At 53.0% G+C, this 14,743-nt stretch carries 12 protein-coding genes; 1 reads left to right on the forward strand and 11 read right to left on the reverse strand.

The genetic code is table 11. The features are described 5' to 3' along the window. Positions 1 to 81: 81 nt before the first annotated feature. The 10 genes from DDT52_RS05940 to nnr all read right to left on the reverse strand — a co-directional run bounded on the left by DDT52_RS05940 (position 82) and on the right by nnr (position 11,157). Positions 82 to 282, reverse strand: a complete 201-nt coding sequence (locus DDT52_RS05940) for a DUF2065 domain-containing protein (protein WP_109052663.1) — start codon at positions 280 to 282, stop codon at positions 82 to 84. Positions 283 to 377: 95 nt separating this feature from the next. Continuing rightward, entirely contained in the window at positions 378 to 1,367 is a 990-nt protein-coding gene (gene hflC / locus DDT52_RS05945; RefSeq protein ID WP_136155538.1) for a protease modulator HflC, read from the reverse strand. Between the two features lie 3 nt (positions 1,368 to 1,370). Continuing rightward, positions 1,371 to 2,624 (reverse strand): FtsH protease activity modulator HflK, encoded by a 1,254-nt coding sequence (gene hflK / locus DDT52_RS05950; protein WP_136155539.1) that lies wholly within the window; start codon positions 2,622 to 2,624, stop codon positions 1,371 to 1,373. 91 nt (positions 2,625 to 2,715) lie between these two features. Beyond that, positions 2,716 to 3,996: a ribosome rescue GTPase HflX gene (hflX, locus tag DDT52_RS05955; protein ID WP_136155540.1), complete on the reverse strand. Its 1,281-nt coding sequence runs from the start codon at positions 3,994 to 3,996 to the stop codon at positions 2,716 to 2,718. Between the two features lie 92 nt (positions 3,997 to 4,088). Further along, a complete protein-coding gene (hfq, locus tag DDT52_RS05960; RefSeq protein WP_136155541.1) occupies positions 4,089 to 4,385 on the reverse strand; it encodes an RNA chaperone Hfq in 297 nt (98 codons plus the stop codon). A 109-nt stretch (positions 4,386 to 4,494) separates the two neighbouring features. Next, a complete protein-coding gene (miaA, locus tag DDT52_RS05965; RefSeq protein WP_136155542.1) occupies positions 4,495 to 5,436 on the reverse strand; it encodes a tRNA (adenosine(37)-N6)-dimethylallyltransferase MiaA in 942 nt (313 codons plus the stop codon). Beyond that, positions 5,429 to 7,381 (reverse strand): DNA mismatch repair endonuclease MutL, encoded by a 1,953-nt coding sequence (mutL, locus tag DDT52_RS05970; RefSeq protein ID WP_136155543.1) that lies wholly within the window; start codon positions 7,379 to 7,381, stop codon positions 5,429 to 5,431. The genes miaA and mutL overlap by 8 nt, the downstream gene beginning before the upstream one ends. An 82-nt stretch (positions 7,382 to 7,463) precedes the next feature. After that, the gene (amiB, locus tag DDT52_RS05975) at positions 7,464 to 9,155 is read right to left on the reverse strand and encodes an N-acetylmuramoyl-L-alanine amidase AmiB (RefSeq protein ID WP_136155544.1); all 1,692 of its coding nucleotides are present in this window, start codon (positions 9,153 to 9,155) and stop codon (positions 7,464 to 7,466) included. Beyond that, positions 9,152 to 9,634, reverse strand: coding sequence for a tRNA (adenosine(37)-N6)-threonylcarbamoyltransferase complex ATPase subunit type 1 TsaE (gene tsaE, locus DDT52_RS05980; protein WP_136155545.1), 483 nt, complete (start codon positions 9,632 to 9,634; stop codon positions 9,152 to 9,154). The genes amiB and tsaE overlap by 4 nt, the downstream gene beginning before the upstream one ends. Next, complete coding sequence (gene nnr / locus DDT52_RS05985; protein WP_136155546.1) at positions 9,631 to 11,157, reverse strand: bifunctional ADP-dependent NAD(P)H-hydrate dehydratase/NAD(P)H-hydrate epimerase; 1,527 nt, start codon at positions 11,155 to 11,157, stop codon at positions 9,631 to 9,633. Before nnr ends, tsaE begins: the two co-directional genes overlap by 4 nt. Before the next feature lie 146 nt (positions 11,158 to 11,303). On the opposite strand from nnr, the gene queG reads away from it, so the two are divergent. After that, positions 11,304 to 12,443, forward strand: coding sequence for a tRNA epoxyqueuosine(34) reductase QueG (queG, locus tag DDT52_RS05990; protein WP_136155547.1), 1,140 nt, complete (start codon positions 11,304 to 11,306; stop codon positions 12,441 to 12,443). A 660-nt stretch (positions 12,444 to 13,103) separates the two neighbouring features. On the opposite strand, the gene ahpF is transcribed toward queG, so the two are convergent. Beyond that, on the reverse strand, positions 13,104 to 14,672 hold the full coding sequence (gene ahpF, locus DDT52_RS05995) for an alkyl hydroperoxide reductase subunit F (RefSeq protein WP_136155548.1): 1,569 nt from the start codon (positions 14,670 to 14,672) through the stop codon (positions 13,104 to 13,106). Between the last annotated feature and the right edge of the window lie 71 nt (positions 14,673 to 14,743).

Genomic DNA, 14,743 nt, shown 5'->3' on the forward strand with positions numbered 1-14,743 from the left:
GCTTAAAAAAAGATTCTAACATCTCATTTGCTCGCTTTCAGTACTTTTAGCACACGTTTGCGCACATTTTTCAGATGAATTTTAACTGCCCATGCGGCTACGCAACATGTAGTAGATCACACAACCGGCAACCACTATTCCACCGCCGAAACGTCGCAATGTGTTATCAGGCAGTTGCGCCATTGCCAGAATCATACGCCGCCAGATGCGGGGAAACAGTAAGGGACCCAGTCCTTCAATAATCAGTACCAGTCCCAGAGCCATCCAAACGGTTGCATTCATAAAAAACTCCGACCAGGGTTGATGGACAGGATAGCCCGCCATAAAAAAGCCCGTACGTAAATACGGGCTTTAACACTATTTAATTCAGGGAATGCTTAACGACGGAGCGTCGAATCCGGTGATTTCATATAACGGAAGAAGTCACTGTCCGGGCTCAGTACCATAACGTCCTGATTAGAACTGAAACTACTTTCATACGCACGCAGACTACGAATGAAAGAGTAGAAGTCAGGATCTTCGCTGAATGCGGTGGCAAACAGTTTCGCCGATTCCGCATCGCCTTCACCACGAGTAATACGTCCCTGACGCTCAGCTTCAGCCAGCGTACGGGTTACTTCATAGTCAGCCGTTGCTTTTAACTTCTCAGCTTCTTCCTGACCTTGTGAACGGTGACGACGAGCGACCGCTTCACGCTCTGCACGCATACGTTGGTAGATGGCATCAGACACTTCGGTCGGCAGGTTAATCTGCTTAATCCGCACGTCAATCACTTCGATACCCAGCGCCGCCATACTGTTCGGGTTAACATGCGGCTGGATGCCGGTCGTTTCCTGTTCAACACGGGCCGCCGCCGAAGCAATCGCGTTATCGGCTTCGGTCGTTTCCCCCGTCCCGGTGTTCAATGCATCACGCACATCGGTCATCAACTGACCACGGGAATCGGTAACGATGCCTTTCAAATCCAGGCGACCGATTTCTGAACGCAGACGGTCGCTGAATTTACGTTTGAGCAGCACCTCGGCCTGAGAGACATCCCCTCCGCCCGTAGCGAGATAGTAACGACTGAAATCGCTGATGCGCCATTTGATATAGGAATCAATGATCAGGTCTTTCTGCTCTTTAGTGATAAAGCGATCGGCCTGATTCTCCATGGTCTGGATACGGGCATCCAGCATTTTCACGGAATCAATGAACGGCACTTTAAACTGCAATCCCGGTGCATAAATCAGGGGCTTGTTTTCATCATCGCGCAACACTTTGCCAAAACGCATCACGATGCCACGCTGGCCTTCCTGCACCACAAACAGTGACGCATAGACCACCATCAGTACCAGGATCAGGATAAATAGTAAGGGCTTACGCATTGATTATTCTCTCCCTACTCGAGTGATGTCATCACGCTGCGCATTCGCTCTGCGTTGATCCATGATATTTCCATTGTTGCTGCTTCGCGTCTGGCTGGTACTCGCCCCGCTGCTGCCCGATGTTGCAGGCAAACGTAACGGATTAGCGCTGTTGCTTTGCGTATTATCGTCGCTGCCTGATCCGCGTAGCATCTGATCCAGCGGCAATACCATCAGGTTGCCGCCTTTGTCATTGACCAGAACCTTACGGGTATGACTCAGGACACGCTCCATGGTTTCGATATACAGACGCTCGCGAGTAATTTCCGGTGCCGCTTTATACTCTGGCAACACTCTGGCGAAACGGGCAACCTCACCCTGCGCTTCCAGAACGGTACGCGTTTTATAAGCTCGGGCCTCTTCCAGAATACGTTGCGCCTGACCGTTGGCACGCGGCTGAACCTCATTCGCATACGCTTCAGCTTCACGAATGTATTGCTGTTCGTTCTCACGTGCGGCAATCGCATCGTCAAACGCCGCTTTCACTTCTTCTGGCGGACGTGCCGCCTGGAAGTTGACGTCCAGCAGGGTTATCCCCATGTTGTACGGACGCACGGTTTCTTCGAGTACGCGTTGGGTATCGGTACGGACAATGGTACGACCTTCGGTCAGGATCTTGTCCATCGTGTATTTACCGATAACGCCACGCAGTGCGCTGTCGGTTGCCTGACGCAGGCTGTCATCCGCATTCGTCACGCTGAACAGATAACGTTCCGGCTCCATTACACGATACTGAACGTTCATTTCCACGCGAACGACGTTTTCGTCCGACGTCAGCATCACGCCTGCCGTAGCCAATTCACGTACCGATTCGACGTTCACCGCTCTGACCGAATCAATGAACGTGGGTTTCCAGTTCAGACCAGGCTCAACCTGATGGCTGAATTTACCAAAACGCATCACAACACCGCGTTCGGCTTCTTTAATGGTATAAAAGCCACTGGCCGCCCAGATGACAACGGCAGCAACGGCCACAATACCGACAACCCGGCCACCAAGGCCGGAACCACCGGACGTACCGCCGTTAGACCCCGAACTTCTTCCGCCTCCCAGCTCGCTGAGCTTTTTACTCAGTTTGCGGAAGATATCGTCCAGATCCGGTGGCCCTTGATCCCGACCACCTTTATTGTTATTACCGCCAGAGTTGCCGCTATTATTATTGCTGCTCCCCCACGGGTCGCGGTCCTGTCCGTTATTACCGGGCTGATTCCACGCCATGTTTTAGCTCCATTCTTTATGATAGATGTTCTTCAGGTTCAATATCCCAGAGTCCGTCAGACTATTTCGCCATTCAGACAGTTTCTGCCAGTCAGACAATATAATCCGTCATTTCCTGCTCTTGTTTACAGAGGCGACGCCAGTCGGCAATCGGCATACGAATCGCCAGACCGATTTGCCCATCCTCTTCGATCCACTCTTCTTCTATTGCCTGAAGCTGGTAAAAACGACTGCGCAAACGTCCTGCCTGCGGGGGAAGACGCAGCGTATATTGCGCGATTTCCCCGGATAGCCGCTCAGTCAACGCTTGAAATAGCAACGGAATACCTTCACCGGTCTGCGCAGAAAGCCAGACTCTGATCGGTAAATTTTCTTCGTTGCGATCGATACGCGGTGCGAAACCTTCCAGCATATCAATCTTGTTCATTACCAACAGTGCAGGTATTTCATCCGCTTCGATCTCTGCCAACACGGTATCCACCGCATCAATATTCTCGTCAAGACGAGGATCGGCGGCATCGACAACGTGCAGTAACAGAGAAGCCTGACGCGTTTCCTGTAATGTGGCTTTAAACGCAGCCACCAAATCATGTGGCAGCTGACGGATAAAACCTACGGTATCCGCCAGCACCGTATCCCCAACATCATCGACTTCAATACGGCGTAATGTCGGGTCCAGTGTGGCAAATAACTGATCGGCGGCATACACGTCCGCCGATGTAATGCGGTTAAACAACGTCGATTTACCGGCGTTGGTATATCCCACCAGCGAAACTGTCGGCACGTCCGCACGCACGCGTGCCCGGCGTCCCTGTTCACGTTGTTTTTCCACCCGCTCAAGGCGGGATAAAATCTGGCTGATGCGATTACGCAGCAACCGACGGTCCGTTTCGAGCTGAGTCTCCCCCGGGCCACGTAAACCGATACCGCCTTTTTGTCGCTCAAGGTGCGTCCAGCCACGAACCAGGCGGGTCGCAAGGTGACGCAATTGCGCCAGCTCTACCTGTAATTTGCCTTCGTGGGTACGTGCGCGCTGGGCAAAAATATCCAGAATCAATCCGGTACGGTCAATGACCCGACACTCACACACCCGTTCAAGATTACGTTCCTGAGCTGGCGTCAGCGCATGATCAAACAGTACCACAAAAGCATCTGTCTCTTTTACTGCCTGAGCAATTTCTTCGGCCTTGCCTTCGCCAACAAAATACTTGGGGTGAGGTGCTTTACGACTGCCGGTAATAACCTGCAACGACTCAATGCCAGCAGAAGACACCAGAGACTCGAACTCCAGCAGATCTTCCGTATCTTTGTCTTGCGAGAAGTAAATATGAACTAGTATGGCCCGTTCACCGGCTTCATAACGGTCAAACAAGCGAGTAACCTCTCAAACGAACAAAAAACACCAAAGCGAGGGAAACTGGCGATGCATTCAGCGCCCCCGCCATGGTGAATTGATAGCACGCTTTATTCAGCGTCATCACTTTCCTGTGGCTGTTGCTGACCAGCCGGGCTGCTACCATGATAGTTACTGGTGCCTGGATTATTGCTATGGTGAGACACCGGACGGGATGGAACAACAGTCGAAATGGCGTGCTTATACACCATCTGACTCACCGTATTCTTTAACAAAATGACAAACTGATCGAAAGACTCAATCTGACCTTGCAACTTGATACCATTCACCAAATAAATCGAAACCGGAACACGTTCGCGACGCAATGCGTTCAGGAACGGATCTTGCAAAGATTGCCCCTTAGCCATTCTATATTTTCCTTATTTTGTTGTTTGTAACAAAGAACCCTATGGCTCTAAAATAACGATGTCAAAAATTTGTGCGCTGAGACTCGCCAATTGTACACAATCACTCAACCTATGCACTAACAACCTGTATTACCTTGTCCAGTGCTTCTTTTGGCTTTTCACTGTCTAACCAGCAGACATCATCCCAACCACGCAACCAGGTCATTTGTCTTTTGGCAAGCTGCCTTGTCGCACAAACGCCCCGGTAAACCATTTCATCGTAATCAATTTCACCGGATAAATATGACCACATCTGGCGATAACCAACACAACGAATGGAAGGCAACTCCATATGCAAATCGCTTCGGGCGAAAAGCGTCCGGGCCTCCGCCTCAAAACCCGCCGCCAACATCTGGTGAAAACGCCGTTCAATACGCTGATGCAACAACTCGCGTGTCGCCGGGGCGATAGCAAACTGATGAACCTTATACGGCAACGCTTCCCCAGACATTTTTGTCAGTTCAGTTAAAGTGTTACCTGAAACGAAAAAAACTTCCAGTGCCCGCGAGAGTCTCTGTGGATCATTTGGATGAATCCGAGTCGCGGCAACCGGATCTATCTCACATAACTGTCGATGCATGGCTTCCCAGCCGATGTCTTTCGCCTGCGCTTCAATACGTTGCCGCACAGCCGCGTCGGCAGAAGGCAAGGGAGAAAGTCCTTCAAGCAAGGCTTTAAAGTAAAGCATCGTGCCCCCGACTAACAGGGGAATACGCCCGGACGCGCTGATTTGCGCCATTTCCCGCAGCGCATCACACCGAAAATCCGCCGCCGAATACGATTCCGCCGGATCGAGAATATCAATCAGGCGGTGCGGTGCCTGAGCCAGTTCCTCTGCACTCGGTTTCGCCGTTCCGATATCCATCCCTTGGTAGATGAGGGCTGAATCAACACTAATCAACTCTACGGGTAAATATTGACGCAACGCCATCGCCAGCGCTGTTTTACCGGATGCCGTCGGCCCCATAATAAAAATGGCAGGGGGAAGCGACGCCTGTTCAAAATCACTCATGCTGCAACGCCTTGATGGCGGTCTGGATATCCATCATCTGTAAAAGTTCGGGCGGCGGCGCCTTTACCAACTGAGGACAAAGCCGCTCGACATCCGTCAAGAGTTGTATGGCCTGAGAATGTCCCCAGACGTCCTGTTCGCTCTTCAACCAGGACGCCAGCCAGCCGGCCAGAACTTCCGGCGCTACCGTTTGATAACCGGCCAGATAGCCTAACAGTTCAGAGATCAAGTTTTGTAAATTTTGTTGGCGTAATGGTAAAGGTACCGCTCTTAGCGTAGCGCGCTGCGCTTCAACCAGAACATCAATGCCAAAGGTTTTCAGCAACGGCTGATGCGTTGCCAGCACCGCAAGTTCGGATTTGCCCAGCGTCAGACGTTGCGGAATTAAAAGCGGCTGCGGTCGCAACCCTTCGTCGGTCGGCGTCAACTGCACGATTTTCAGATAACGCTCTGCGGTCGGTAAAGAAAGTAAGGCTAATCCTTTGCGGTATTCCAACAAAGCATAACAAGGTGGATAAACCGTTAGCACGCGTCCAAACCCGGCAGCGTTGCTTTCGAGCGGCGGTTCAATAGAGGAACGCGTTTTTTCGGCTTGCGCAGAAGTCGTATCCGTTATCGGCGCCGTTCCGTGGACTCGCGCTTCAGCACCGTCCCCGGAGCGAGATTGCGCCGGGGAGACAACCGGCGCTGACGCAACCTGTCGCGATGAACGTTCGCCGCCATCCTCGGCTTGCAGCAGCTTCCTGTAAAGATCGCCTTGTTTCTTCTGGTACGAAGAACCCGCGGGATAATGGGGTTCACGGGCCTTACCCGCCCGGCCGTCGGATTTCTCAGCCGGCGTGGACGTCGGCTGGGCAAAATGGTTTTCGCCGGCGGCCGTGCGATTTTCCTGCCGCCATGATATCGGCTGCTCCGTTCCCGGCTCGGAGATGGCAAGCGTAGGTGCGGATGCCTGCTGTAATACCGTCATCACCGCCTGATAAATAAAATCATGCACCAGCCGGGCCTGATGAAACCGGACTTCATGCTTGGCCGGATGCACATTGACATCCACCTGATGGGGGTCAATCTCCAGATACAGAACGTAAGCGGGTTGCTGATCGTCGTTAAGTCGATCCTGATAAGCCTGTCGAATCGCATGGTTGATTAACCGATCGCGCATCATGCGCCGGTTGACATAACAATATTGCATTTCAGGTAACTGTCTGGCGCCTGCGGGGTCGGCCACCCAGCCATGGATGGTCAAATCGTCATGCTGCCATGACACGGCTAACGCATGCTGCAAAAACGCGCTGCCGCAGATACTCCCCAGCCGACGCTCATGCTGAGAGGGATCGGTTACAGCTCGATATTGCCGGATAAGTTTACCGTTATGATGTAGCGTGATGGCGACATCGAAATGAGCCAGCGCAATCCGACGAACAATCTCATCAATATGGGTGAATTCGGTTTTCTCCGTACGCATGAATTTGCGGCGGGCAGGCGTATTGTAAAACAGATCCAGCACTTCCAGCGTCGTGCCCACCGGATGCGCCGCAGGTTTGACGGTAACCGCCATGTCCCGACCTTCTGCGTAAGCCTGCCACGCTTCAGACTGCTCTGCGGTACGTGACGTCAGCGTCAAACGAGAAACCGAACTGATACTGGCCAGCGCTTCGCCGCGAAACCCCATACTGACGATGGCTTCCAAATCGTCGAGCGTGGCAATCTTGCTGGTCGCGTGACGGGCCAGCGCCAGCGTCAGTTCATCCTTTCCGATACCGGCGCCGTTGTCACGGATGCGTATCAACTTGGCGCCGCCGCGTTCGATATCAATGTCAATACGGGTCGCGCCGGCATCCAGACTGTTTTCCACCAGTTCCTTAACCACGGAAGCAGGACGCTCCACCACCTCCCCGGCAGCAATCTGATTAGCCAATTGCGGTGGCAAAACCTGAATCGGCATGGCGTTTCCCTCTTACCTGTCTGAATGAAAAATCTGCGTAAAATATGGGTTTAGTAAAACATGAATTTAATAAAACATCGGCTTATGCAGACGGAATAATCAACGTCTGCCCCAGTTGCACGGTGCCTGAGGTCATCGCATTTGCCTGCTGAATCTCTTTCATGCTGACGCCATAGCGGGCGGCAATCGCACTCAGGCTATCACCACGCACCACTTTATGCTTCACGGGCGCGGCTTTTTTCGTACTTGCCGCCGAAGTCGCCGTTTTGGCTCCTGAAGCCGGGATCGTTAAACGTTGGCCAATCCAAACGATGTCTTTATTCAGCTTATTCAACTCGCGGATCGCTGCCATACTCACGCCATAGCGAGTTGCAATGGCAGACAGCGTCTCGCCACGAACAACGGTGTGACGGATGGTGCTGGTACTCGTATTGCCGCTGCTTTTTTCCACCGGCGTCGTGACAGCCCCAGACGTTTTATTTGCCGCCGACTGAACCGGACGGCTTTCCTGCTTTGGGGCAGATTGCAGCGGATGCGTCTGGAAATAGCCTCTCAGTCCCTGATAAATCGCATTGGCGATTTTCTCCTGATAAGCGCTGCTACCCAATAGACGTTCTTCTTCTACGTTGCTGATAAACCCGGTTTCAACCAATAACGACGGGATATCAGGGGAACGTAACACGCCCAGACTGGCGTGTTCCGGCCGGCGCTTATGCAACCCGCCAACGCGTTGCAGCTCACTCAGAACCTTGGTCGCAACGTCATAACCGACACGTTGCGAATGCCCGAACTGCAAATCCAATACGGCCTGACTTAAATAAGGATCGGCGCTGTTGTTGGCGAGCAAATCGCCGGCCCCGCCCAGCAATTCAGACTGTTTCTCATGCTGTTCCAGCCAGTTCGCCATTTCACTGTTCGCCCGGCGATTCGACAGAACCCATACCGACGCTCCGCTCGCGCTACGATTCGGCGCCGCATCGGCGTGAATAGAAACCAGAATATTGGCCCCTTGCTTACGCGCGACGTCTGAACGCCCCATCACCGAAACAAAATAGTCGCCATCGCGGGTGAGTACCGGCCTGAAGGCGGGATCGTTGTTCAGAAGCGCGTGCAACTTACGGGCTATCGCAATGGTGACATTCTTTTCCCGTAATCCGTTCAAACCTATCGCACCGGGATCCTGTCCGCCGTGACCGGCATCGATGGCCACCACAACGCGTTCGTGGCTCCCCGTCGCGGTCGTGCGCGCAGGCGTTCGGGCGGAGGCGTTGCTGTTCACCACCACGGTTGGCTTATTGGTAAACGGATTTTTAACCGGTTCAGACGTTACCGGACGTTGCTGACCAGACGCCGCCGCCGGAGCGGTTCTCGCTACCGTTTTAGGTTTATCCCCCGTCACGGTGAAGACCACGGTATAACCTGAACCTGTTTTCTGCGTCACGGCGCGGGTTTTGGCCGCCTGCGTCAAATCCAGCACCAGCCGCAGACTCTGCGCATCCTGCGCATTGCTGGTTCGGATACGTTTAATCAGGTTTTGTCCGCTGAATTCCAGGGGGAGCCCCTGAATCAATCCGGTCTGGCGAATATCAATCACCACTCGCGCAGGATTACTGAGCGGAAAGAACGCATAGATAGGCTGACCGCTAAAACTCAGGCTGACCGTTGCCTGACCCGAAGCGTTATCGACCTTAAGATCGGACAGATTAGCCGCCCAGGCCGATCCGGCGAGCGATAGCCATATACATAGCAATAGCTTAATCATACGACTCATCATGACACGTTTATCCTTGTCTGCCCGGCCAGCCGTTGCAGGATAGCCTCCCCCAGCGCCGATACGGCAGCGACGTCAGCCCGTCGGCCTTGTTCCTGGTAATGCAGATGCAGCTCAATATCCGCGTCGGGTAATACTCCCGCGCCTTGCTGAGGCCACTCAATCAGACAAATAGCGTCCTGTTCCAGATAATCGCGAATCCCCATAAACTCAAGCTCTTCCGGGTCGGCAAGGCGATAGAGATCAAAATGGTAGACCGCCAGCGGTGTAAGATCATAAGGTTCGACAAGCGTATAGGTCGGGCTTTTTACGTTCCCCTGATGGCCAAGCGCCTGCAAAAAACCGCGGCTGAACGTGGTTTTCCCCGCGCCAAGATCGCCATACAGATGGATAACGCTGGCCCTCTCGCAGGCTTTAGCCAGCGCAGCGCCTAACGCGATGGTTGCTGCCTCATCCGGCAGAGATAATACGATTTTTTTCATTCTGTCTTTTCTAAGGGCATCCGCTCAGGATTTACATATTGGGACAACACCGGCATCAGGTCGGTTGCCAACATACCACGGGTTCCGCGCTGCGCCGCCAGCCAGTCGGCAGCCGCGCCATGCACGACGCAACCTGCACAGGCGGCATCATACAGCGATAACTTTTGCGCCAGCAAACCACCGATGATCCCCGCCAGCACATCGCCCATACCGCCGGTCGCCATACCCGGATTACCCACATCAGCAATGGCAAGCTGCTCTTGCTCACCGGCAATCACCGTTCCCGCACCTTTTAATACCACGATACCACCATAGCGTTTTACCAGTTTTTGAACTGCAAGTAAGCGATTACTTTCAATATCAGACACACGGCAATTCAACAAACGGGCCGCTTCTCCAGGGTGCGGTGTCAGCACGCGATTCTGCCGTTTATGCGGATTGATTGCCAGCAGGTTAAGCGCATCAGCATCCCATAACATGGGTTTGTTACAATTTTCCGCCAAACGCAGCGCATTTTTCCCCCATTCGTCCTGTCCCAGACCAGGGCCAATCACCACGACATCCGCCCACTCCAGCCCTTGCCGCAGCGTATCCGACGTCAGTTCCTGCACCATAAGTTCAGGACGAGCCGTTAACAATGCCGACAGGTATTGTTTGTGAGTGAGTACTCGCACTAACCCCGCGCCGGTTCGCAGTGATGCTTCTCCCACCATCAACACCGCTCCCCCCGTGCCGTCGTTGCCTCCGACTATCAATAGCCGGCCATTGTCGCCTTTATGTGATGTTGGACGCCGTGGCGTTAACCATTCCACCAGCGATGATGCAACAAGCCGCCGGATAGGCGCGTATTGTTCCGCCAGCCAGGCCGATAACCCCAATGCACTATAGTGCAGTTTCCCTACACGATCGCGGGCATTTCCCGTCAGTAAGCCTGGTTTTAGTGCAATAAACGTAACCGTATGCGCCGCGCGAATGGCTTCGCCCGCACACGCCCCTGTTTCAGCATTTAATCCAGAAGGCATATCAAGCGAAATAATCGGTGCGGAATGGGCGTTTGCCTGAACGATTAGCGTGTCATAGGGTGAGCGCGGCGCAGCAGCAAGGCCCGTTCCCAGCAGTCCATCAACGATCAGATCGACGGCTTCAGGCCATGACTCGTCAGCTTCATGAATTTCTCCCCCCAGATCCAGCCACGCCTGACGCGCAGCCCGCGCTTCCTCAGGTAGTGGACGTTGCCCGGAACAGGCAATCACATGCGGCGTTATCCCGGCGGCAAGCGCCAGCGTGGCGACGACGTAACCATCGCCGCCGTTGTTGCCGTGTCCAACAAGGATCAGCCAGTGCCGGGCTGAGGGATAATATCGGCAAGCAACCTGAAATGCCTTTTCACCCGCACGCTGCATCAGCGTGCTTAACGAAACGCCCGACTCGCTAGCCGCCCTCGCCTCTTCATTACGCAGCCACTCCGCGCCAAATACCACGCACGGCAAAACGTCTGCGCCCCGCTGTTGCTGGTCAGCCATCGCTCCCCCTGAAGCTTCTATCGAATGACTTCAACTTAGCAAGCAACTGACGTAATCGCCAGACTTACACTACGCGTCAACAAAGTCGGACGGCAAAAGGTAATGTGGTAAAATAGACAGGTGTTTCTTCTTCTTACCGGTTGGCCATGTCATACCCCTACGATCTCAGTGAATTAGCACAACTTATCAGGCAATGGGGTCAGGAGCTGGGATTCCAGCAGATTGGTATTTGTGACACGGATTTATCTCATGAAGAGCCTAAATTACAGGCCTGGCTGGATAAGCAATACCACGGTGAGATGGAATGGATGGCTCGTCACGGTATGCTGCGCGCCCGCCCGCATGAGCTGTTGCCGGGAACGCTGCGGGTTATCAGCGTTCGCATGAACTATCTCCCTGCCAAAGCGGCATTTGCCAGTACGCTGAACAATCCCCTGTCGGGCTACGTCAGTCGCTATGCCCTTGGCCGTGATTATCACAAACTGCTGCGCCAGCGCCTGAAGAAGCTCGGCGATCGGATTCAGCATTATTGCGGAGAGCTTAATTTTCGTCCATTCGTCGATTCCGCGCCGATCATGGAACGTCCGCTGGCGGCCAAAGCCGGCATTGGCTGGGTTGGTAAACACTCACTTATATTAAACAGAGAATCGGGTTCCTGGTTCTTTCTCGGCGAATTGCTGATCGACTTACCTCTGCCGGTGGATCAACCACAGGATGAACAATGCGGACGTTGCGTCGCCTGCATGACGACCTGCCCTACCGGAGCGATTGTCGCGCCTTATACCGTGGATGCCCGGCGTTGTATTTCTTACCTGACAATCGAACTCGAAGGCCCGATTCCTGAGGAATTTCGCCCACTGATGGGTAATCGTATCTACGGATGTGATGACTGCCAGCTGATTTGCCCCTGGAACCGTTTTTCACAATTAACCAATGAAGCAGATTTCAGCCCGCGCGCGGCGCTGCATGCACCGGAACTCGTGACGCTGTTTGCATGGAACGAAGAGAAATTTTTACGCATAACGGAAGGATCGGCAATTCGCCGCATTGGTCATGTTCGTTGGCTACGTAACATTGCCGTCGCACTTGGCAATGCGCCCTATCAGGACTATATCGTGCTGGCATTGCAGAATCGACTGGGTGAAAGCGATCTATTGGATGAACATATCCACTGGGCCATTGAACAGCAACTGGCTCGCCGCGCCGAACAACAAATTGACGTTCAATCTTCACAGAAAAAAAGGCTGATTCGGGCAATAGAAAAAGGCTTACCCCGCGATGCGTGAGTCGTACACGCTAATGTCATCAATTTTTATCCCAGCCTGTGTATAAATATAAAAAGCCTTTGACAATCAACTGTCACAAAAAGTACAAGTGATCGCCACAACGTTTTATAAGTAAATTTTATCTATAAATATCAATAAAATAAAAAATGCACTTTTGTCAGTAGGATAGGGCGGCGGATAAAGCATTCACAGGCAACCTGTGGATAAGTCTGTTCAAAAAATTATGATTTTTTATACGGATTAATAAAAAGAGAGTAATAACAAGATGAAAAGATAACCACGAAAACAATACAGCGGAGATCCGATAAACATGACATGTGAATACTTTGACTAAGATTATTTTCCCCGCATCCTGCGAAGAGTGGGCGGTATTATGAAGTTGTTATTGCCCCTTGGCAAGCCCCATCCCCATTTTGCCAATGAAAAAACGTCACAAACGTTTTTTCACATCGCTTGCGACGGCCTGAAAGGTAGCGAACAGCGATAACCCGCCATAAAACCAAAAAAGCCCATTGAACAATGCTCAATGGGCGGACACAGAAAGACAAACATCCCTTACAGGAAAAACATGGCAACGCCTGACTCTGCGATTGCCTGAAATATAACAATGATGGGGGGGTTACCCGCCCCAGCGGCGATTTAACGCCGCTGGGATTAATATCACACGGCGGACTGAGTCCTGATCAGATAGTCAAACGCGCTCAGCGAGGCTTTTGCCCCTTCGCCGGTGGCAATGATGATCTGCTTGTACGGCACCGTGGTGCAGTCGCCGGCGGCAAATACGCCTTTGACGCTGGTTTCGCACTTGGCATCAATTTCAATTTCGCCAATCCGGTTTCTGGCAACCGTGCCTTCCAGCCAGTTGGTATTAGGCAGCAAACCGATCTGGACGAAGATCCCTTCCAGCGGCAGCTCGTGTTGCGTATCGTTAACGCGATCCTTATAGGCCAGGCCGGTTACTTTCTGGCCGTCGCCCTTCACTTCCGTGGTCTGCGCGTTGAGAATGATATCGACATTCGGCAGGCTACGCAGTTTGTCCTGCAATACGGAGTCCGCTTTCAGTTCCGGCGCGAATTCCAGCAGCGTCACGTGCTTCACTACACCCGCCAGATCGATGGCCGCTTCCACGCCGGAGTTACCGCCGCCAATCACCGCCACATGCTTGCCTTTGAACAGCGGGCCGTCACAGTGCGGGCAGTAGGTCACGCCGCGGGTACGGTACTGATCTTCACCCGGTACATTCATGTTTCTCCAGCGAGCGCCGGTCGCAATGATCACGCTGCGGGATTTCAACACCGCGCCGGAAACGGTCACCACCTGATGCGGCGCACCCGGCTCACTGCCGGGGATCAACGCTTCAATGCTCTGCGCGTCAATCACATCGACATCATAGTCATCAACGTGGCTTTTCAGCGCGGTCGCCAGCTTCGCCCCTTCCGTTTTCGGCACGGAAATGTAGTTTTCGATATCCACGGTATCCAATATCTGACCGCCGAAACGTTCACCGATCAGACCGGTACGAATACCTTTACGCGCGGAATAGACCGCCGCCGCCGCGCCTGCCGGGCCGCTACCGACGATCAGTACATCGTACATCGGGCGCTGATTCAGTTTCTCAACCTGTTTGACGCCCGCGCCGGTATCAATTTTGGTGACGATTTCGACAAGGCTCATGCGCCCCTGACTGAAGTGCTCGCCGTTCAGGAATACGGTCGGCACGCCCATGACATTACGATTCTGGATCTCATCCTGGAACACGCCGCCGTCAATCGCGGTATGGGTAATATTCGGATTCAGGACGGCCATTAAATTCAGCGCCTGCACCACGTCCGGGCAGTTGTGGCAGGACAGCGAGTAATAGGTTTCAAAATGGAATTTACCGTCAAGATTACGGATTTGATCGAGTAATTCTTTCGCTTCTTTTGACGGATGCCCCCCCACCTGTAACAGCGCGAGAATCAGCGAGGTAAACTCGTGGCCCATTGGCGCGCCGGCAAAACGCGGGCCGCTCTCGGAGCCTGGATTGGTGATCAGAAAAGAAGGCTTACGCACCGCCAGACTGTTGTTTTCAATGAAATTCACCTGTTCGGATAACCCAGCGATCTCGGTCAGGAGCTCTCTTACTTCAGACGATTTAGCGGATTCATCCAGAGTCGCAATCAACTCAACAGGCTTGGTTAATTTTTCCAGATAGGCTTTCAACTGGACTTTCATGGTATTGTCGAGCATGGGGTTATCCTCAGAGCAAAAAATCGGGTGCCAGGCACCCGATCAAAACATCAATATCTCAGCGGGGTCAG

The sequence above is a fragment of the Brenneria roseae subsp. roseae genome, from assembly GCF_003115845.1.
In the GTDB taxonomy this organism is placed as follows: Bacteria; Pseudomonadota; Gammaproteobacteria; order Enterobacterales; family Enterobacteriaceae; genus Brenneria; species Brenneria roseae.

Bases quoted from the DNA above. Each gene is read 5' to 3' on its own strand.
- DDT52_RS05940 (WP_109052663.1), bottom strand. From the start codon at position 282: ATGAATGCAACCGTTTGGATGGCTCTGGGACTGGTACTGATTATTGAA.
- ahpF (WP_136155548.1), bottom strand. From the start codon at position 14,672: ATGCTCGACAATACCATGAAAGTCCAGTTGAAAGCCTATCTGGAAAAA.
- hflK (WP_136155539.1), bottom strand. From the start codon at position 2,624: ATGGCGTGGAATCAGCCCGGTAATAACGGACAGGACCGCGACCCGTGG.
- mutL (WP_136155543.1), bottom strand. From the start codon at position 7,381: ATGCCGATTCAGGTTTTGCCACCGCAATTGGCTAATCAGATTGCTGCC.
- amiB (WP_136155544.1), bottom strand. From the start codon at position 9,155: ATGATGAGTCGTATGATTAAGCTATTGCTATGTATATGGCTATCGCTC.
- tsaE (WP_136155545.1), bottom strand. From the start codon at position 9,634: ATGAAAAAAATCGTATTATCTCTGCCGGATGAGGCAGCAACCATCGCG.
- queG (WP_136155547.1), top strand. From the start codon at position 11,304: ATGTCATACCCCTACGATCTCAGTGAATTAGCACAACTTATCAGGCAA.
- hflC (WP_136155538.1), bottom strand. From the start codon at position 1,367: ATGCGTAAGCCCTTACTATTTATCCTGATCCTGGTACTGATGGTGGTC.
- nnr (WP_136155546.1), bottom strand. From the start codon at position 11,157: ATGGCTGACCAGCAACAGCGGGGCGCAGACGTTTTGCCGTGCGTGGTA.
- miaA (WP_136155542.1), bottom strand. From the start codon at position 5,436: ATGAGTGATTTTGAACAGGCGTCGCTTCCCCCTGCCATTTTTATTATG.
- hfq (WP_136155541.1), bottom strand. From the start codon at position 4,385: ATGGCTAAGGGGCAATCTTTGCAAGATCCGTTCCTGAACGCATTGCGT.